Origin of the sequence: Hymenobacter sp. IS2118 (assembly GCF_000715495.1) — a bacterium.
Taxonomy (GTDB): domain Bacteria; phylum Bacteroidota; class Bacteroidia; order Cytophagales; family Hymenobacteraceae; genus Hymenobacter.
The window spans coordinates 81,574-100,996 of the sequence record NZ_JNLX01000165.1; the positions used below are offsets into that span (position 1 = coordinate 81,574).

Genomic DNA, 19,423 nt, shown 5'->3' on the forward strand with positions numbered 1-19,423 from the left:
ACTGTTGTCCGGTTTTTTGGGTAAAATAACGTACAAAATAGCGTCAGGGCAAGAAAAATTGCCAGCTCTTTTAGCACCAACGCACTAATTTATTTAGCTTCCAACATCGCCTTCCGGCCGCCGGTTCACTAAAAATGCTTCGGCCGGTTCTCTTCTTTCTTCATTTATTCCCCTTCGCATGTTTCCCCCTCTAATCAATCGTGGCTCGCCGCGCTCCAATGTTTCTCAGCAAAGCGGAGCCGTGCCCGAAGCCAAGCTGGCGCCGGTGGTGCACTACACGTTTCTACTCATTGGCCTGTCGCTGCTAGTCTTTGTGCTGCACAAGCTCGATGGAATTCTGCTGCCCCTGTTTTTCGCGGCGCTGCTGTCCACGCTGCTGCTGCCGCTGGTGAGCAAGCTCGAATCGAAGAACTGGCCGCGCCTGTTAGCTATTATCACGGCGCTGCTGCTGTTGATTGGCGGCATCGCCGGGTTGATAGTAATATTTGGTAGTCAGATTCTGGATTTGCAGGCCGAGCTTCCCCTGATTCAGAAAAAGCTGGTGGTATTTTTCGACCAGGGCCAGCAGTGGCTGCACGACCGGTTCGGAATGCGGGTGATGAGCAAAGACGAGTTGATTACCTCCTCGCTCAGCACGGCCAAAAAGTCGGCCGGCGGGTTTCTGGGCAGCACGCTCAGCACCACGGCTGGGGTGCTGAGCGTGCTCACGCTGGTGCCCATCTATATTTTCTGCTTCCTGTACTACCGCGACCACATGCGGCAGTTCATGTTCCGCTTTGTGGCGCCGGACAAGCGCACGGCCGTGCTGCATACGATGGACAACATTCAGAGCGTGATTCAGGCCTATATCTCGGGCCTGCTCATGGTGATTGTGATTGTGGCGGTGCTCAACGGCATCGGACTGCTGGTGCTAGGCGTAAAATTCGCCATCTTTTTTGCCATTTTCGCCTCGGTGCTGGCGGTTATTCCCTACATCGGCATTCTGGTGGGGGCCACCATTCCGGCCCTTATTACGCTGGTCGAAACCGGTTCGCCCGCCAAGGCGGCGGCCGTGGTGGGCGTATTTTTGGTGGTGCAGTTTCTGGAGGGCAACTTCATCACGCCCATGATTACGGGCTCCAAAGTGAGCATCAATCCCATGGCCGCCATCGTGGCGCTGATTTTGGGCGGCGAGCTGTGGGGCACGCCGGGCATGATACTGAGCATCCCGTTGGTGGCGGTGCTCAAGGTGGTGTTTGACTCGAATAAAACCACCGAGCCCTGGGGCTTTTTGCTGGGCGACGTTACAGATGGTGAGGATAGCAAGCAGGATACTTCGGGGGCTACACCAAGCTTTTTGGGCAAGGCTTGGCGCATGATAAAACGCATGTAGCCGCGTGCGTGGCCAGGCATTTTATGCAACCCTGCGGCCCGCATAGCAGTATAGATTACAATACTTTCCTTTTCACTAAGACTTATTAAAACCACATGGCTACCACCAACGAAACCACCGCTGACGCTTACAACAACCTGGTTGAAATCAATAAAACCGGTGCCAAAGGCTACCAGGAAGCCGCCGAGGGTGTAACTAATCCCCAGTTGAAAGCCGAGCTCAGCCGGTTTTCGCAGCAGCGCGCTCAGTTTGCTTCCGAGCTCACGCAACATGCCAAGCAGCACGGCGCGAACCCCGAGGATACTACGACCGTGCAAGGCGTGCTAACCGATGCCGCTGCAACCGTGCACCGCGGCTGGATTAACCTGAAATCGGCCATCACCGGCCAGGACGATTCGGCCATTCTGGGCGAGTGCGAAACCGGCGACGCCATTGCGCTCGAAGCTTACGAAAAAGCTCTGCAGACCCCAAACCTATCCGGCGAAGCCAAGAGCGTGCTTGAGCAGCAACACAGCAAGGTGCTTGAGGCCAAAAACTGGGCTACCCAGCAGAAAAGCAGCATGGCTAATTAGTTAGCTTTCAAATTTGCTGTCGTAACGGGTATTTCAAGAGCGTGACTTCCGACTCTGCGACAAAGAAAAAAGGCAGCCTTAAACGGCTGCCTTTTTTCTTTGCAACCTTCTGCCTGGCTAAGTTTGTTAGCGAACTGTTCTGAACCGGATAGCAACTTAGTTGCTGGTTGTTAGTTTTCGGTTTTCAGAGGATTTAGTAGCCTCTACTCAACTATTTGCTTTGGTGTTAAGTCACTGATGAACCGCTGGCAACTGGCAACTAACAACCTACCAGCCAACAGCCCAATTTTCGACCACCTTCCCGGCCCCGCGATTTGTACGCCATTATCGACCTTGAAACCACCGGCGGGCAGCCCACCCAGGACCGCATCACCGAAATTGCCATCTACATTCACGATGGCGAGAAAATCGTGGACGAGTACGCGACGCTGCTCAACCCCGGCCGGGCCATTCCGCCGTTTATCAGCCAGCTCACGGGCATCACCAACGATATGGTGAGCGACGCGCCCAAGTTCCACGAAGTGGCGCGCAAGGTGGTGGAAATGACGGAGGGCTGCGTTTTTGTGGCCCACAACGTGCGGTTTGACTACTCGTTTCTGAAGAAGGAATTTGCCGACCTGGGCTATAACTACTCGCGCAAAACCCTGTGCACGGTGCGCCTGAGCCGCTCACTCATTCCGGGCCAGCCGAGCTACAGCCTGGGCAAGCTGTGCCAGAATATCGGCATTCCGCTCGAAAACCGCCACCGCGCCGCCGGCGATGCCCACGCCACGGCCGTACTCTTCGGCCGGCTCCTCAAAATCACGACCGAGAGCGAAAACCTGCCCCACGGCCAGGACACCAGCCACACCCTGTCCCGCGTGGATGCCCTGGCCCCGGCCGGCCGCCGGCCCGATGGTACCAAGGCGCCTTCGCCTAAGCGCGTGGCGGCGGTACAGTCGGCCATAAAGGAGGCGCTGATGCCGCCGCTGGTTTCGGCGGCGCTGGTGGCCAGCCTGCCGCAGGCCACAGGCGTGTACTATTTCCACAACGAGGCCGGCGAGGTCATTTACGTGGGCAAGAGCATCAACATCTACAAGCGCATTCAGCAGCATTTTGCCGTGGATGTAAAGTCGCGCAAAAGCCTGGAATTCAAGAATTCCATTGCCGATATTACCTGGGAGCTTACGGGCTCGGAGCTGGTGGCGCTGCTCTACGAGTCGCACCTGATTAAGCTGATGAAGCCGGCCTACAACCGGGCGCAGCGACGCTCGGTGTTTCCGGCCGGCATCTACCTGCGCGTTGATGAGCAGGGCTACAAACGCCTGGCCTACGGCCGCGCCGATGCCCGCAACGCCGAAATTCCCATCATCGCGCTGGGCAACCAGTACAAAGCGCAGGGATTTCTGTACCACAAAGTGGCCAAGCACAACCTCTGCCAGAAGCTGTGCGGCCTCTACAAAACGCAGGGCGCCTGCTTCGACTACCAGGTACACCACTGCCAGGGCGCCTGCGTGGGCCTGGAGCCGCCCGAGAGCTACAACCTGCGCGTGGACGAAGCCATCGACAGCATCAGCTACGAGCACGAAACCTTCGTGGTGATTGGCGAGGGCCGCACCGAGCTGGAAAAAACCATCGTGCTGGTCGAGAACGGCAGCTACCGCGGCTTTGGGTACGTGGACGAGACATTCACAGCCCGCAAGCTGGCCGATTTCCGCGACGTCATTAAGCCTTATAATGATAACAAGGACATTCAGCAGATTATCCGCCTGCACCTGCGCACCAAGCACAAGGGCGAGCGGGTGAAGGTGTTTGGGTGAGTTTTTAGTTGTCAGTTGTCAGTACAAGCGAGTGCCTGACTGACAACTGACAACTAAAACCAAACGGGCTACTTCCTCCCGGCCACGATTTCATCCACCACCAACGGGTCGAGCAGCGTGGTTACGTCACCCAGGTTGCTGGTTTCGCCCTCGGCGACTTTGCGCAGGATGCGGCGCATGATTTTGCCGGAGCGGGTTTTGGGTAGGCCCGAAACAAGCTGAATTTTGTCGGGTTTGGCGATGCGGCCGATATGGGCGACCACGGCTTCGATAATGCTGGCTTCGGTGCGCTGAATGTCGATATCAGTGGTCGGTAGGCCGTTCTGGCAGATGACGTAGGCGTAGATGCCCTGGCCTTTCACGTCGTGCGGGTAGCCCACCACGGCACTTTCGACCACAAACTCGCTTTCGTTGATGGCGCTTTCGATTTCGGCAGTGCCGAAGCGGTGCCCGCTCACGTTGATAACGTCATCGACGCGGCCGATGATGCGGTAGAGGCCCTGAGCGTCGCGCCGGGCGCCGTCGCCGGTGAAATAATAGCCGGGATAGGGCTGAAAATACGTTTGCTGGGCGCGGGCGTGGTCGCCCCAGGTGGTGCGGATGACGCCCGGCCAGCTGCCCTTTATGGCGAGGTAGCCTTCCTGGTCGTTGCCTTCGATTTCGGTCCCGTCCTGGTTCAGCAGCACGGGCTGCACGCCGGGCAGCGGCAGGCCCGCCCGCGCCGGCACCGAGGGCGTAATGCCCGCCATGGCCGAAATCATGATGCCCCCGGTTTCGGTTTGCCACCACGTATCCACGATGGGGCAGCGGCCCTTGCCCACGTGCTGGTGGTACCAGTGCCAGGCTTCCTCGTTGATGGGCTCGCCCACCGAGCCCAGGATGCGCAAACTACTCAGCGAGTACGCCAGCACGTGGTCGATGGGCGCGGCCATGAGCGAGCGGATGGCCGTGGGCGCGGTGTAGAAAATGGTGACGTGGTGCTTGTCAATTACCTCCCAGAACCGGCCGGGCGACGGGAACGTGGGCACGCCCTCGAACAGCAGCGTGGTGCTGCCAGCGAGTAGCGGGCCGTACAGCCCGTAGGTATGGCCCGTGACCCAGCCAATGTCGGCCGTGCACCAGTACACGTCGTTTTCCTCCACCTGAAATACGTTGCGGAACGTGTAATCGGCCCACACCATGTAGCCGGCCTGCGTGTGCACCACGCCCTTGGGCTTGCCGGTGCTGCCGCTGGTGTACAGAATAAAGAGCGGGTCTTCGGCCGCCATAACTTCGGCGGGGCAGTGCTTGTCCACTTCCAGCACTTCCTCGTGAAACCAGACGTCGCGGTCGGGCACCATTTCCACGGGCCAGCCGGTATGCTCCACCACCAGCACGCGCCGCACCGACGGGCACTGCGCCAAAGCTTCATCCACCACGCTTTTGACCGGAATTTGCTTGGCCCCGCGCTCCAGGGCGTCGGCCGTGATGACGAAGGACGCCTGCGCGTCGTTGATGCGGTCGGCAATGGCGGCGGCCGAGAAGCCGGCGAACACCACGCCGTGCACCGCCCCGATGCGGGCGCAGGCCAGCACCGCAATGGCCAGCTGCGGAATCATGGGCAGGTAGAGCACTACCCGGTCGCCTTTTCGCACGCCGTTCTTCTTGAGCACGTTGGCCATTTCGCACACTTGCGTGTGCAGCTCGCGGTAGGTCAGGCGCAGGTGGCGGGTGCGCGGGTCGTTGGGCTCGAAGATAATGGCCAGCTTGTTGGCGCGCTGTTCGAGGTGGCGGTCGAGGCAGTTTTCGGTGATGTTGAGCGTGGCGCCATCGAACCAGGTGCTCTGGCCTTCGGGCGAAAACTGCCCACCGCGCACGGTGTCCCACTTGCGGTGCCAGGTGAAGGGCGCGGCCGCCGCGGCCCAAAAGGCGTCGGGGTCGGCTATCGACTCTTGATAGGCCGTGTGGTATTCTTCGAGGGTGCGAACGCGGGCGTGCACGGAGGTAGTTTCAGCCATATTGGAGTGTTTGGTTTGGTGCAGAAATAAAGTTTGTGAAGCAGGGCAACGAAAATTGTTTACGCCGTCCTCTCAAAAGCAAGCCCGATGGCCCGACGCCGAAAATCAGCGCCGATTTCGTCAAGAATCGTTGGGTCGTCAATGGTAGCGGGCAGAAGAAAGTCTTCGCCATCGGCCAGTTGCCGCAGGGTTTTGCGCAGGATTTTACCCGAACGGGTTTTGGGCAACCGCTTGACGACCAACACCGCGCGAAAGCAGGCCAGCGCGCCAATGAGCGCGCGCACGCGGCTCACCAGCTCCCGCTCCAGGGACTCCTCCCCTGCTACGTGGCCGTCTTTGAGCACCACCAGGCCAATGGGTACCTGCCCGCGAAGTGCATCAACGATGCCCAGCACGGCGCACTCGGCCACGGCTGGGTGCGCGGCCAGAATCTCCTCCATTTCGCCGGTGCTCAGGCGGTGCCCGGCCACGTTGATGACATCATCGACCCGGCCCATGATGTAGCAATAGCCGTCGGCGTCGCGGTAGCCGCCATCGCCACTGAAATAATAGCCCGGAAACGGCTGGAGGTAGCTTTCCCGAAAACGCGCGTCGTCGTTCCACAGCGTGGGGAAGCAGCCCGGCGGCAGCGGCAGCCGCACCGCCACCAGGCCGGTAACGCCGGGGGGCACGGGCAAGCCTTCTTCGTCCAGAATCTGAATATCGTAGCCCGGCACGGGGAAGCCGGCGCTGCCAGCGCGGGGCGGCGGCATCTCTTCCAGGCCCACCAGCGTGGCCAGCATGGGCCAGCCCGATTCGGTTTGCCACCAGTGGTCTACCACGGGCACGCCGAGCAGCTGGCCGGCCCAGGTGTAGGTGGCGGGGTCGCAGCGCTCGCCGGCCAGGAAGAGCTGGCGCAGGCTGCTCAGGTCGTAGGGCCGAGCCAGCAGGCCTTCGGGGTCTTCTTTTTTGATGGCCCGAATGGCCGTGGGAGCCGTGAACACGACGTTGACCTGGTGCTGCTCGATGAGACGCCAGAAGGTGCCCGCGTTGGGTGTGCGCACCGGCTTGCCCTCAAACAAAACCGAGGTGCAGCCTTGCAGCAAAGGCCCGTACACGATGTAGGAGTGCCCCACCGCCCAGCCAATATCCGAGCCCGCAAACATGGTTTCGCCCGGCGCCAGGCCGTAAACCGTTCTCATGCTGAACAGTAGGGCCACCGCGTGGCCGCCGTGGTCGCGCACCACGCCCTTGGGCCGGCCGGTGGTGCCGCTGGTGTACAGAATGTAGAGCGGATGCGTGGCCGGCACCGGCACGGCCGCCACGGGCGCCGCCCGCAGCAATTCCTGATAGTCGACGTCCCGTTTGGGTTGCAGCTCGGCCGTCACGAAATCGCGCTGCAGCACCACCACATGCGCCGGCTGGTGCGTGGCCAGGGCCAGGGCCTCGTCCACGAGCGGCTTGTAGGGAATCACGCGGTCAAATTCCATTCCGCCCGAAGCGCACACGATGGCACGGGGCCGGGCGTCGTCGATGCGTACGGCCAGCTCGTGGGGCGCAAACCCACCAAACACCACCGAATGCACGGCCCCAATGCGCGCGCAGGCCAGCATGGCAACCACGGCTTCGGGCAAATTGGGCATGTAGATGATTACCCGGTCGCCGAGGGCCACGCCCAATTTGCGCAGGCCGCCGGCAAAACGCGCCGTCATTTCCAGCAGCTCGCTGTAGGTGTAGGTGCGCTGGGTGCTGGTCACGGGTGAGTCGTAAATCAGGGCCGGCTGCGGGCCGCGTCCTTCCTGCACCTGGTAATCCAGGCATAGATAAGAGGTGTTCAGCGTGCCCTGATTAAACCACCGGTAAAACCCGTTGGCATCCTGAATAATGGCTTCGCCGGGGGGCGTGTGCCACTGCAGCAGCTGGGCCTGGGCCAGCCAGAAGGCGGCGGGGTCGGCCAGGCTGGCGGCATAAGTGGTAGCGTAGGAACAGGCGGTTTTCATGGCGGGTGGGATTGGGTGAGAATGGGCAGGGAGAATGTGCGGACGCATTTTCAGCGCTGGAGTGCAGGACCGGTTTCAGGCCGAAAGGGCCAGCAGCTCCCGCACTTTTTCCATTAGCTGGCGGGTGCTGAAGGGTTTGGGAATATACAGGTCGGCTCCCACTTCGTACCCTTTTTTAATATCGGCCTCGCGGCTTTTGGCCGACAGGAAAATGACTTTGGTGCCGGCCCGGTCGGGGCGCTGGCGCAGCTCGCGGCACACCTGGTAGCCGTCCACGTCGGGCATCATAATATCGAGCAGCACCAGGTCGTAGGGCGTTTGGGCGATGGCGGCCAGGGCTTCGGTGCCGTTGCGGGCAATGCCCACCTGGTAGCCGTTTTTGCGCATCAGAAATTCGAGTGACATCACGATGTTGGGTTCGTCGTCAACAATGAGAATGTGGGGAGTTTTCATGGCTTGTGGGTGGCAGGGGGAGGGAAATCAGGCGAGCTGCGGGGTAGGTTCGGGAATGCTTGCCAGGGGCAGCGCTACGAAGAAGGCCGCGCCCTGGTCGGGTTGGCTTTCCACCCACAGCCGGCCGTGGTGCAGGTCGATAATTTTTTTGGTAATGGCCAGGCCCAGACCGGTGCCTTCGGGCTTACGGGTGGTTTGGTTGCGGGCCTGGAAAAATTTCTCGAAAATATGCTCCTGCTCGGCCGCCGCGATGCCCTTACCGTTGTCGGCCACTACCAGGGTAATGCTTTCGGCATGCGCGCCCAAAGCCGGCGCATACGTCACGGCCAGCCGAATGCGGCCCGACCCGTCGGCCCGACAGGCTTTAATGGCATTCGAGAGCAGGTTGACCAGCACCTGCATCAGCCGGTCGCGGTCGCCGGGCAGAGCGGGAACGTGCGCGGGCAGGTCGATTTCCAAGCCGATTTGCCGGTCGCGCAACAGCTGGCCCACGGCTTCCACGGCCTCCGTCAGCAGCTCGGGCACGGCCATGGGCAGGCGCTCCAGCGTGGCTTGGCCCGACTCAAACTTCTCCAGGTCGAGCACCAGGGAAATGAGGCGGGTCAGGCGTTCGGCCTCGCGGCTGATGGTGAGCTGAAAGCGCTGGCGCTCAGCCTCGTCCAGGTCGGGGTTGTCGGCCAGGATTTCGGCCAGGGCCCGAATGCTGGTGAGCGGCGTGCGCAGCTCGTGCGTCACGGTGTAGAGGAATTCGTCCTTGCGCTGGTCCAGGGCCTGAAGCTGGTCGTAGGCTTGGCGCAGCTCGTCGCTGAGGCGCTGGAGCTGGCGCGACTGCTTCTGCAGCTGGCGGTTGGCTTCGAGCAGCTGCTGGCTTTCGCGGAGCATGCCCACCACGTTGTCGTAGTTTATTTGCTCGGCTCCGGCCACCGAGGCCACCAGTATCCGGGCCGAGGCCGGGCCCAGGCTGCCGGCCAGCAGCTTCTCGGCGTAGGTCAGCAAGCGCGGGTCGGCGGGAAGCGTGACGGAGTGGCGGAGCGGCGGCGTAAGCTCTCCTTCCTGCTGCTGCTCCTGTTGCTGGGTTGAGGGAAGGGCATCGGGAAAGCGTGTGCCGAAAGCGCGCAGGGCCTGGTTGGTGCGCTTTTTTCCCAGGAAACCCAGCAGCAGCGCGCGCACGTCGGGGTACGGGGTGCGGCCCTGCCAGCCGGCGACTTCCTCGGCCAGACTTCGGCGCTGAAACACGTCCACGAACACGTCGGCCTGCCGCAGCTCCAGCGCGGTAGGCGGCTGGGCCAGCGACACGCCCAGGTACAAGCCAATGTTGAAAAACCAGCTCCAAAACAGGCCATGCGACAGGTAATCCAGGCCTTCGAGCCCAAACAAGGCAAAAGGCCGCAGCCCGGCAAGTCCCCCCACTCCTTCCGTCAGAATGGACTCCGGGAGCTTGCCCGGCCCCACCATCGTGGGCAGCACCAGCGTGAAAAACCAGACGCCGAAGCCCGCCAGCAGGCCGGCCGTGGCCCCGCGCCGCGTGCCGCCTTTCCAGTACAGGCCGCCCAGCACGGCGGGCACGAACTGCGCCACCGCCGCAAACGACACCAGCCCGGTGTTCACCAGCGGCAGCAGCTTGCCCACCTCGGCGTAATAGCCGTAGGCCAGCAGCAGCACCAACACTACGGCCAGCCGGCGGCTTTGCAGCGCCACCCGGCCCAGGTAGGCAAACCAGCGGGTTTGCAGCTTGGGCTGGGCGGCGGGCACCCGCACCAGCAGCGGCATAAGCAAGTGGTTGCTCATCATCACGCTCAGGGCAATGGTCTCCACGATAATCATGCTGCTGGCCGCCGAAAGCCCGCCCAAGTACGTGAGCAGCGCCAGCCACGAATGCCCCGCGGCCAGCGGCAGCGCCAGCACAAACGTATCGGCATCGATGCCACTGCCGCCAAGCTTAAGCATGCCCCCAAACGCAATGGGCAACACGAAAATATTGATGACGATGAGGTAGAGCGGAAACAGCCACATGGCCTTGCGCAGGTGATTCTCGTCTACATTCTCGACTACCGACACTTGGAACTGGCGTGGCAGCAGCAGCACGGCCGACATGCTCAGCACCAGCAGCGTGAGCCAGCCGGTACTGCTGACGCCCGCCCCTTGCAGGGTGAAGAGCTGCCGCAGCGCGGGCACCGCCGCCGCCTGGTCAAACAAGTCGCGAAAGCCCCCAAAAAGGCCAAAAGTCACGAAAATCCCCACTGCCAAAAAGGCCACCAGCTTCAGCACGCTTTCCAGCGCCACGGCCAGCACCATGCCTTCGTGGCGCTCGGTGGCTTCTACTGAGCGCACCCCAAAGAAGATGGTGAACACGGCCAGCGCCCCGGTGGTATAGAACGCCGTAGCCGGCGGCGTGCCTTCGGGCCCGGCCCCGCCCGTCATGGTCACGAAGGACATGGCGATGGCCTTGATTTGCAGGGCGATGTAGGGCACGATGCCCAGCACGCACACCACGGTAACCAGGGCGCCCAGGGCAGTGCTTTTGCCGTAGCGGGCCGAAATAAAGTCGGCAATGGACGTGAGCCGCTGCTGCCGGCACACCCGGATAATTTTGCGCAGCACCAGCCACCAGGCCGGCGCCAGCAGCGTGGGCCCAATGTAAATACTAACGAACTCCAGGCCGTGGTTAGCGGCGCGGCCCACGCTGCCGTAATACGTCCAGGCCGTGCAGTACACGGCCATGCTCAGGGCGTAAACGTAGGGGTTGCTCACCAGGCTTTTGCGGGCGGCCGACCGGCGCTCGGCGGCGTAGGCCACGCCAAAGAGCAGGGCCAGGTAGCCGAACGAAAAAGCAACGACGAGCAGTTTGGACATGGTAAACAGAACAGGTGCAGGCGAGAAGGCAAAAATTCGGATGGGCCCGTTTCAGGCACCTCATTCTTCGGGTTTTTGGTCCGTTTTCCGAACCAGATAACCCGTCACGGCTACCAGCAGTATCCAGAGCCCCAAAATATAGAGGTAGAGCAGCGGGATGCCGCCGGGGCGCGCGTCGTGGTCGAAAGCGCCCAGCAGCGGATAGGTAAGCAGCACGCCAAACAGCACCGTGAGGAATAGCAGCCGTTGGCCCCGCCGAATTTCAACGTCCTCGGGGCGGCTTGGCATGGGATACAGGTTTTGGTGAGTGGAAAAGAGGCGCAACCCGACGCGGGCCGGCCCCAATTTAACGGAAAAGCCGCTGGCCCAACAGACCAGCGGCTTTTAAGAAACGTTGTCAGGTTCTTACGCGCCCGCCGATGAATGGTCATCCATCAGCTTCACGTTGCGCTTATCCTGCACCAAGGCCATGCCCACAAAGAAGCAGATGAAGGCGATGACAACCGGGTAAATGAGGCCCAGCAGGCTTTTATGGTCGTTGGCGAAGGTCCCCGCTGGCTGGGCGGCGGCCCACACGCTGATAGAGGTGGCAATGAGCGGCACGAAGCCCCCAAACACGCCGTTGCCGATGTGGTAGGGCACCGACAGCGACGTGTAGCGCACGCTGGTGGGGAACAACTCCACGAGATAGGCGGCAATGGGACCGTACACCATCGTCACGAAAAACACCAGCAGGAAAGTGAGCAGCGTCATCATGGGGATGTTGGGCGTCAGGGCTTTCATCACGGCGGGCACGGCCTTACCGGCGGCGTCTACGGTGGCCGGCGTGATTTCGCTGATTGGCCCGGCGTAGGCCTGAATGCCGTGGAAGAGCGGAATGGTGAACAGTGCCCCGCAAATCATGCCGGTCATGATGATACGCTTGCGCCCGATACGGTCAGAGAGCGAGCCGAAGTAAATGAAGAGCGGCGTGGCCACCAGCATGGCGATAACCAGAATGGTGCTCGAATCCACGATGTCCAGCTTCAGGGTGCTGTTCATGAACGAATAGGCCTGAAACTGCGAGGTGTAGAAGATAACGCCCTGGCCCATAGTGACGCCGAAGAGAGCGATGAGCACCAGCCGGCGGTTCACGGGGTTCACGAAGGAGTCGCGCAATGGGCTTTTGCTGGTAGTGCCGGTGGCCTTGGCCTTGGCAAACAGCGGCGACTCGTGCAGCTGCTTGCGGATGTAGTACGAGGCAATAACCAGCACGCCCGAGAGCAGGAACGGCAAGCGCCAGCCCCAGTCCTTAAAGGCAGCTTCGCCAATTGCCTTGCGCGTTATCACAATAACCAGGATACTGAGGATGAGGCCACCCGTAGCCGTAATCTGAATAAAGCTGGTGTAGTAGCCGCGCTTGGCATCGGGGGCGTATTCGGCCACGTAGGTGGCTGCCCCGCCGTACTCGCCACCCAATGCCAGCCCTTGCAGCAAGCGCAGAATCACTACGATGATGGGGGCCGCGATGCCAATGGAATCATAGCTCGGAATCAGGCCCGTGACAAAGGTGGCCCCACCCATGATGAGCAACGTTACCAAAAAGGTGTATTTCCGACCCACCATATCGCCGATGCGGCCAAAAAATACCGCCCCAAACGGCCGCACCACAAAGCCCGCCCCAAAGATGGCCAGCGCCCCAAGCAGGGACTTAGTGAGGTCGCCGGACTGCCCAAACAGCACCGGGCCGATAATGGCCGCCAGCGAACCAAAAATGTAAAAGTCGTACCACTCGATGACCGTGCCCACCGACGAGGCCGTGATGACCTTCCAGATAGTTTTGGAATCGACCTGGTTATTGTCGTGGGTAAGCGCGGTATCCGCCGGGGACCCAAACGTGGGGGAAGCTATTTTTTCCATTTTTCAAGCGGGAGTTAAGGGTGCGGTAAATGATTCAATGACTATCCAGGGCCTACAAAAACACCTGGGTCTGCATGGTGATTTCGGGGCGGTATTTGACGTCGTTCACGTTGGTGAAGTCGGGCCGGGCGCGGTAGTTGATGGTGAACTTGGCGTTGTGGCTATCGATGTAGAAGTTGGCTCCCCCGTCGAAAATATTCACGTTCTGCTGCTCGCCGGAAGCCGTCTTCAGGCCCTCGTAGCCCGCCAGCTGATACGCCGCGTAGGGCTGCACCCGCAGCTTGGGGCCCAGCAGGTTTCTGGGCATCAGGAAGCCCGCCTGGGCGTAGCCCACCTGGCCGGTACCCGACTGCGGCACGGCATTGCCGCGGCGCGAAGCATCACCCGATACAATGCCGTAGCCGGGGTTGGCCAAGCCGATGAAGCGCACGTGGTTCGGGCCCATGTCGAAGTTGTAGTACACGCCGTAGAAGGTGAAGGCCGTGCCTGATTCCTTGTTCACCGGCGTGTCATAAAAGGCGTCGAGCGACCACAAGCCGATGTCGTGCTTCTGCACGCCGTTGGCCGCGTTGTTGAAGGCGGCAATGCCCGTACCAGCGGCCGAAATACCCGCCGCGTCCAGCACGCTCGTGGTCGGCCGCGACACCATCCCGTCCTGGTTGTAGAAGAAGCCGCCGCCGAAATTCAGCACCCGCTTGGTGCCCAGGTAAGTGCCCACGTTGAAGGGCAGCAGGTTGGACTCCTGGTCAAACAGCTCGTAGCTGACGTAACCCTGGTAGATGTGGTTGGTACCCTGGGGATTGTACTGCGCCGTGTTGGTGCCCCGGTTGGTGGCCGTGGCTACGTCAGTAGTGCCCAGCCCCAGCGGAGTGCTGAAGCCTCCTGTCTGATTGGTCAGAAACGACTCGTTCACGCTCAGCGCGTAGTCGAGCTTGCCCACGCGGCCCTTGGCGTAGGCCCCGATTCCCCTGGCAAACTGGTCGATGGCCTCGATGGTGGGCCAGTTCGTAATCGGCGCATCCATGGCCAGGAAGTTGAGGGTGCTCGACCGCGTCATGCGCGAAAGGCCGTTCTGGTAGTGCATGCCAGTGCCCAGGTTCAGGTACTTGTTCACCTTGAATTCCACCACCGCCTCGTGCACGAACAGCTGCGGCTTCTTGCCATCGGCGGCCGAAACGCCCCCGTTCACGGCCGTCTGGTTGTTGATACCAAAGTGCGTGTATACCAGAAAACGCGGGTTGAGCTGGGCCAGAATGATGGCGCGCGAACGACGCAGGGCAAAGTCGAACTGGCTGTTCTGCGGCTTGCCGGAGGCCCGCGTGGTGCCGGTGTTGTTTTCGGTGTAGCGGGCGTACACCTGATGCCAGGTAATGAACCGGAGGTACTTGGAGCCGTCGGCCGAGATGTTCACCTTCATGCCCGGCCCGTAGGGAACTGATTCGGTGGCAACAACCGGCGCGGGCGGTGCGACCGGCGCGGCGGGTGGTGGCACCGGCTGGCTACCGGAGGGCGGCGGCTGCACTTGCGCCGAAGCGGCGGTAGCGGCCAGCAGCAGGCCGCTCAGGGACAAAGCGTAGCGAGTAATTCGCATAAGCGGAAAGTGGTTTAGTAGGGTGGAAACTAACTAAAACAGGATGGTACACGCACCATCACCGAATTAGCAAGCACTAAATAGCACCCGCCTCCCCCCGTAAGCTACCCGCAGTAGTCGTTTTGCTAAGCGCCTATAGCTTCGTCCGTCCTACCCCGCCCGAAACCGCTCCCAGCGAATCACCATGAACTTATCGCCCAGTTCCGTCACCACCATCCCGGCGCCTTTCAGGTTGCTGGGCACTTGAAAAAATACGGACAGTTCGCTCTGATTCATGATTTTATAGGTCGGATGATAGTCGGTTTGGCGCGGGGCACGCACCCCGTACTTCTTCACCCAGTTCATCACGCTCACGTGGCTCACGCCCAGCAGCCGCTCAATCTCGCGGTAGCTCACGCCCTCAATATAAAGCTGCAGGGCCTTGATAACGTAGTAGCTATCGACTTCACGGCCTACTTTGGCAACCGTGTAGTGGTAGCCGCATTTCTTACACTTAAACCGCTGCCGGTTGTTCACCACGCCACTTTTTGTGGCCTCTATCGATTCGCATTTGGGGCAGGTAGGCGGAGTCATGAGCTAATTATCAGGTGAAAAACGCCTAAATCTACATCAATTGAGCAAACATATAGCAGTTTAGCAAAATTCGGGCACAGTTGCTCCTTTGCCTTACCAGCCGCTTGCGGGCATTCCCAAAACGGCTCTAGCTTTGGTCGGTTATTTCACTGATTTCTTAGCGGCTCCGCTCCTGCTTATGTCCATTCCCGAACGCGTTTTTCACTCCCTCACCCCTTCCGACCTCACGCCCGGCCAGTGGCACCCGTTTATGGTGGGCGCGGTGGCGCCGCGGCCGGTGGCCTTCGCGAGCACCATCGACGCCGAAGGCCGGGTGAACCTGAGCCCGTACAGCTTCTTCAACGCTTTCAGCTCCAACCCGCCCATTCTGGTATTTTCGCCGGCCAACCGGGTGCGCGACAACAGCCAGAAGCACACCCTGCAAAACGTGCGTGAGGTGCCCGAAGTCGTTATCAACATCTGCGATTTCGCCTTGGTGGAACAGCTGTCGCTGGCCAGCACCGAGTACGAAAAAGGCGTGAACGAATTCACCAAAGCCGGTCTCACCGAGCTGGCCTCCGAGCTGGTGCGGCCGCCGCGCGTGGCCGAAGCCCCGGCCGCGTTTGAGTGCGTGGTGGAGCAGGTGATTGAGCTGGGCCAGAACAACGGCGCTGGCAACCTCGTCATCTGCCGGGTGGTGCGGGCCCACTTCCGCGCCGATATTCTGCTGCCCGACGCCTCCGGCATCGACCCGTTCAAGCTCGACGCCGTGGCCCGCCTCGGTGGCGACTGGTATTGCCGGGCCAGCGGCACCAGCCTCTTCGAAGTGCCCAAGCCCAACCGCCACATCGGCATCGGCATCGACCAGCTACCCGAGCACCTGCGCACGTCCGATGTGCTCACCGGCAACGAGCTGGGCCGCCTGGCCAACATCGAGCGCGACGCCCTGCCCACGCCCGCCCAGGTCGAGGCCTTCCAAACCGAGCCCATGGTGGCCTACCTGCTAAATAAGCACCGCGCCGATGCCCCGGAGCTAAAGAAGCAGCTGCTGCAGCTGGGCCGCCAGTTCCTGGCCGAAGGGCGGCTGGTGGAAGCGTGGAAGGTGCTACTCCGGCCCGATTAGAGCAATTTCAAAGTCCATGCGCAGGCTAACGCGCCGGCCCTGGCCAGGTGCACCAAACGCGCGGCAAACCGAAACCTGCTATCGAAACTGTCGGGCGTCGAACTTACGCACTCCGTTGCTGGCGCGCGTCTCCGACGCGTTGCCCACTGGTTTCGCGTCTCCGACGCGCGGGCCCAACGAGACCAGACGGGGGCGAACGGCGGCGTTTGGAAACGCCAAGCCAACAAGCCACGCGTCGAAGACGCGCGCCAGCGGCTGACTGCGTAAGTCCTGCTGACAGAACGAAAACCCGTTAATCAAAGCAACTGCAAGTCCTCATTTAATAGTTTTACTATCTTTTTTAATAACCAATATATTATTTTGGATTGTATAACCTGCATTACCCAGTAGCTTTGCAGCGATTTTGGGTTTTCCTGCGGCGGCTTTATGTAGTGGCGGGCTGACTTCCCCCTCTTCTATTTTCGCATTTTCTGCATGGACACACACTTACTACTGTCCAACCTGACCAATCCGACGCTGTTGTTTTTCGTGCTTGGCATCATCGCCACCGCCGTTAAAAGCGACCTGGAGATTCCGCCCACTACGGTCAAGTTCATCTCCTTGTACCTGCTGTTTTCCATTGGTTTCAAGGGCGGGCAGGAACTGGCGCATAGCCCCTTCAACGCCGAAATTTTGTACTCGCTGGGGTTTGGGCTGTTGCTTTCGGCCCTAATTCCGCTCTATACTTTCTTCGTGCTCAAGCGCAAGCTGAGCGTGGCCGATGCCGGGGCGGTGGCGGCGGCTTATGGCTCGGTGAGCGCCGTCACGTTCGTAGCGGCCGTGTCGTTTCTGGAGGCCCAGCAGCTGCATTTCGACGGGCACATGGTGGCCGTGATGGCCCTGATGGAGGCGCCCGCCATCATCGTGGGCGTGATGCTGTTGCGGCACTACGAAGCCGACGACTCGGCCGCCGCGCCCCGGCTGGGCCCGCTGGTGCAGCACGCCTTCACCAACGGCAGCGTGCTCATGGTGCTCGGTAGCCTCGTCATCGGCCTGATTGCCGACACCAAGCAGGCCGACGGCATCAAGCCCTTCACCACGGACATTTTCAAGGGCTTTCTGGCTATTTTTCTACTTGAAATGGGCATGGTTACGGCCCGACGCTTCACCGCCTTTCTGCGCTACGGCCGCTTCGTGACGGCCTTTGCCGTGCTCGTACCGCTGCTCAATGGCTGCGTGGTGGCCATCGTCAGCCATGGCGTTACCGAGAACGTGGGCAACCGGTTCATTTTCGCCATTCTGGCGGCCAGCGCCTCCTACATTGCCGTGCCGGCCGCCATGCGCCTGGCCGCCCCCAAAGCCGACCCCGGCCTCTACCTGCCCATGGCCTTGGGCGTCACGTTTCCCCTCAACATTACGCTGGGCATGCCGCTGTATTTTGCCCTGGTTCAGTACACGTAAAGGCTCGGCGAAATAAGTAGTCAGAATCAGGTAGCAAACCCATGTTGACGACTACAGCCCCGTAGGGGGCGACATGTTGGTAGCAACTTAGGGTACTTAGAACGAAAAAGCACTTTTACCACGGGATACTCTCCTCCTCCACCAGAACAGGGTTCGGAATGAGTGTAATGGCCGCTTGACGTAAATAGGCGGGCAGCGGGTTTTCGCGGGGAGCAAAAGCGGCGAGCTGGAGGCCTTGCTGAGACAGCACCCGATATTCTGCCTCGGTGGGCCACCCGGCGTACACAACACGGTGCGAATAAAACATAGCCGCTATTTCGGTCCCATTGAGTGCATTGAACACGACGTATCCAGCCGGCACCGCTTGGTCTAAGCGGTGGTAAGCGGCGGCCCATTGCTGCTTGGCCATGCGTTCGGCTTGCGCGGCGGGCGCGGCAAAACGCGCGGTGTGGTGCTTGAGCAGGGCGGTGGGGCGCAGGTCTGCCCCCACCACCACGAGCAACAGCACGCCTTCGAGCAGCAGCGCCACCCGCCCGGTGCTGCGCCTCAGCCACGCCACGCCTTCGGCCCACGCCGCCGCGACCAGAAAGAGGATGCAGGGGGCCGCAACATAAGTGTAGGAAGGCATTTTAGTTGCCGCCAGGCTGAAAAAGCCAAAAAATAGCACCCCGCTCCACAGCAACGGGCGCCGGCAACCGCCGGGAGTGCGCCGCCAGTACATCGCAACCAGGCCCACCCCGACGAGTACCACCAGCCATTGGTATTGGTACCACAGGTTGTGACCGAGGTAAAAGTGCCACGGCTCGCCGTGTCCTTCCAGTACGTGGCCGAAATGCTGCGCGGCGTACCGTGTCTCGTACGCGCTTTCGAGGGGAAACCGGTAGTGCGTGTAGACTTGCCACGGCAAGGCGACGAGGGCCGTCAGGGCCAGGGCGCTTAGCGCCCGCCGGCCCTCGGCCCAGGTGCGGCGGGCTGGCTCCAGCAGCACATCGCCTGCCCACACGGCGTACACAACCAGGCCCGGCAGCCACTTGCAGAGCAGCGCCGCGCCCGCAAATACGCCCACAGCTGCCACCCAGCGGCCCGCCCGCGCCCCGGCCCTCCGCTGCTCGGCATACGCCCACAGGGCCGCGCCAACGTAAACCCCGAAGGCCACATCGGCGTGGTCAACGCTTTGCCAGCCCGTGGTGAGTTCCAGCTGATAATAGGCAAAGGTGAATAATACCGCCAAGTAGTAGCCCACCGATGCGGAAGCAGCCAACCGGCCCAGCCGATACACCGGCCACACGAAGAGCGTCCCCAACAGGGCACTGGGCAGGCGCACAGCGGCTTCGCTAACGCCCACGGCCTTCAGGGAGAGAGCCATTTGCCACAGGAACAACGGCTGTTTGTGCAACCACACGTAGTTGTTGGCCCACGCCCGGTAGTCGTAGGGCAGCACGGGGTTGGCGCGCAACACGGGCCGCCACCAGTCGTCCAGCAGGTTTTTGGCGACCAAGGCGTGAAATTGCTCGTCCCACGGATGAAGGAATTGGTCGCGGCCAATGAGCAGGAGGCGCAAACTGCCCGCGGCCCCCATCAGCAAAGCCACGGCCCAGTGGTGGTGGGCAAGGCGGTGCGTCACCCAGCTCGCGGCGGTCAGCCCAACGCATAGCCCCAAGAGTATCCCTTCGGTTAATGTCACGTGGTAAGTCTAGTAGATGGGCCTCCGGAAAGAAGCAGAGTCCGCGAAAACCCTGCAAAGGTAAACCCGTGCAGTCCGCAGCATCAGGCAGCGGACTGGTTTGTAGAGT

The 19,423-nt window shown here is 61.1% G+C and carries 14 protein-coding genes; 5 read left to right on the forward strand and 9 right to left on the reverse strand.

The genetic code is table 11. The features are described from left to right. Positions 1-178 precede the first annotated feature (178 nt). From GM79_RS17290 to GM79_RS17300, 3 genes are all read left to right on the forward strand, one after another. Complete coding sequence (locus GM79_RS17290; protein WP_081867843.1) at positions 179-1,372, forward strand: AI-2E family transporter; 1,194 nt, start codon at positions 179-181, stop codon at positions 1,370-1,372. A 95-nt stretch (positions 1,373-1,467) separates the two neighbouring features. Further along, entirely contained in the window at positions 1,468-1,944 is a 477-nt protein-coding gene (locus GM79_RS17295) for a ferritin-like domain-containing protein (RefSeq protein WP_051719005.1), read from the forward strand. 314 nt (positions 1,945-2,258) lie between these two features. After that, positions 2,259-3,743 carry an exonuclease domain-containing protein gene (locus GM79_RS17300; protein ID WP_035566391.1) on the forward strand — a complete coding sequence of 495 codons (1,485 nt, stop codon included), beginning with the start codon at positions 2,259-2,261 and terminating at the stop codon, positions 3,741-3,743. Positions 3,744-3,811: 68 nt separating this feature from the next. Here the strand turns inward: GM79_RS17300 and acs are convergent, their stop codons facing one another. The 8 genes from acs to GM79_RS17340 form a co-directional block, all read right to left on the reverse strand. Beyond that, positions 3,812-5,740, reverse strand: a complete 1,929-nt coding sequence (gene acs / locus GM79_RS17305) for an acetate--CoA ligase (protein ID WP_035566393.1) — start codon at positions 5,738-5,740, stop codon at positions 3,812-3,814. 59 nt (positions 5,741-5,799) lie between these two features. Next, positions 5,800-7,719 carry an AMP-binding protein gene (locus GM79_RS17310; RefSeq protein WP_035566395.1) on the reverse strand — a complete coding sequence of 640 codons (1,920 nt, stop codon included), beginning with the start codon at positions 7,717-7,719 and terminating at the stop codon, positions 5,800-5,802. Between the two features lie 75 nt (positions 7,720-7,794). Next, positions 7,795-8,172 (reverse strand): response regulator transcription factor, encoded by a 378-nt coding sequence (locus tag GM79_RS17315; protein ID WP_035566397.1) that lies wholly within the window; start codon positions 8,170-8,172, stop codon positions 7,795-7,797. 27 nt (positions 8,173-8,199) lie between these two features. After that, positions 8,200-11,025 (reverse strand): sensor histidine kinase, encoded by a 2,826-nt coding sequence (locus GM79_RS17320; RefSeq protein WP_035566399.1) that lies wholly within the window; start codon positions 11,023-11,025, stop codon positions 8,200-8,202. A 60-nt stretch (positions 11,026-11,085) separates the two neighbouring features. Continuing rightward, complete coding sequence (locus GM79_RS17325; protein ID WP_072008651.1) at positions 11,086-11,313, reverse strand: hypothetical protein; 228 nt, start codon at positions 11,311-11,313, stop codon at positions 11,086-11,088. Between the two features lie 117 nt (positions 11,314-11,430). Next, positions 11,431-12,924 carry an MFS transporter gene (locus GM79_RS17330; RefSeq protein WP_035566401.1) on the reverse strand — a complete coding sequence of 498 codons (1,494 nt, stop codon included), beginning with the start codon at positions 12,922-12,924 and terminating at the stop codon, positions 11,431-11,433. A 52-nt stretch (positions 12,925-12,976) separates the two neighbouring features. Then, positions 12,977-14,515, reverse strand: a complete 1,539-nt coding sequence (locus tag GM79_RS17335; RefSeq protein ID WP_235184094.1) for a hypothetical protein — start codon at positions 14,513-14,515, stop codon at positions 12,977-12,979. Positions 14,516-14,665: 150 nt separating this feature from the next. After that, a complete protein-coding gene (locus GM79_RS17340; RefSeq protein ID WP_035566404.1) occupies positions 14,666-15,088 on the reverse strand; it encodes a terminase gpP N-terminus-related DNA-binding protein in 423 nt (140 codons plus the stop codon). A gap of 178 nt (positions 15,089-15,266) precedes the next feature. On the opposite strand from GM79_RS17340, the gene GM79_RS17345 reads away from it, so the two are divergent. Beyond that, on the forward strand, positions 15,267-16,190 hold the full coding sequence (locus GM79_RS17345; protein WP_035566472.1) for a flavin reductase family protein: 924 nt from the start codon (positions 15,267-15,269) through the stop codon (positions 16,188-16,190). A gap of 474 nt (positions 16,191-16,664) precedes the next feature. Next, a complete protein-coding gene (locus tag GM79_RS17350; RefSeq protein WP_035566405.1) occupies positions 16,665-17,630 on the forward strand; it encodes a sodium-dependent bicarbonate transport family permease in 966 nt (321 codons plus the stop codon). 115 nt (positions 17,631-17,745) lie between these two features. Here the strand turns inward: GM79_RS17350 and GM79_RS17355 are convergent, their stop codons facing one another. Beyond that, on the reverse strand, positions 17,746-19,314 hold the full coding sequence (locus tag GM79_RS17355; RefSeq protein ID WP_161787210.1) for a glycosyltransferase family 39 protein: 1,569 nt from the start codon (positions 19,312-19,314) through the stop codon (positions 17,746-17,748). Positions 19,315-19,423 lie beyond the last annotated feature (109 nt).

Excerpts from the sequence above, each read along its gene's own strand:
- GM79_RS17290 (WP_081867843.1), top strand. The coding sequence starts at position 179 with ATGTTTCCCCCTCTAATCAATCGTGGCTCGCCGCGCTCCAATGTTTCT.
- GM79_RS17295 (WP_051719005.1), top strand. The coding sequence starts at position 1,468 with ATGGCTACCACCAACGAAACCACCGCTGACGCTTACAACAACCTGGTT.
- acs (WP_035566393.1), bottom strand. The coding sequence starts at position 5,740 with ATGGCTGAAACTACCTCCGTGCACGCCCGCGTTCGCACCCTCGAAGAA.
- GM79_RS17310 (WP_035566395.1), bottom strand. The coding sequence starts at position 7,719 with ATGAAAACCGCCTGTTCCTACGCTACCACTTATGCCGCCAGCCTGGCC.
- GM79_RS17315 (WP_035566397.1), bottom strand. The coding sequence starts at position 8,172 with ATGAAAACTCCCCACATTCTCATTGTTGACGACGAACCCAACATCGTG.
- GM79_RS17320 (WP_035566399.1), bottom strand. The coding sequence starts at position 11,025 with ATGTCCAAACTGCTCGTCGTTGCTTTTTCGTTCGGCTACCTGGCCCTG.
- GM79_RS17325 (WP_072008651.1), bottom strand. The coding sequence starts at position 11,313 with ATGCCAAGCCGCCCCGAGGACGTTGAAATTCGGCGGGGCCAACGGCTG.
- GM79_RS17330 (WP_035566401.1), bottom strand. The coding sequence starts at position 12,924 with ATGGAAAAAATAGCTTCCCCCACGTTTGGGTCCCCGGCGGATACCGCG.
- GM79_RS17335 (WP_235184094.1), bottom strand. The coding sequence starts at position 14,515 with ATGCGAATTACTCGCTACGCTTTGTCCCTGAGCGGCCTGCTGCTGGCC.
- GM79_RS17340 (WP_035566404.1), bottom strand. The coding sequence starts at position 15,088 with ATGACTCCGCCTACCTGCCCCAAATGCGAATCGATAGAGGCCACAAAA.
- GM79_RS17345 (WP_035566472.1), top strand. The coding sequence starts at position 15,267 with ATGTCCATTCCCGAACGCGTTTTTCACTCCCTCACCCCTTCCGACCTC.
- GM79_RS17350 (WP_035566405.1), top strand. The coding sequence starts at position 16,665 with ATGGACACACACTTACTACTGTCCAACCTGACCAATCCGACGCTGTTG.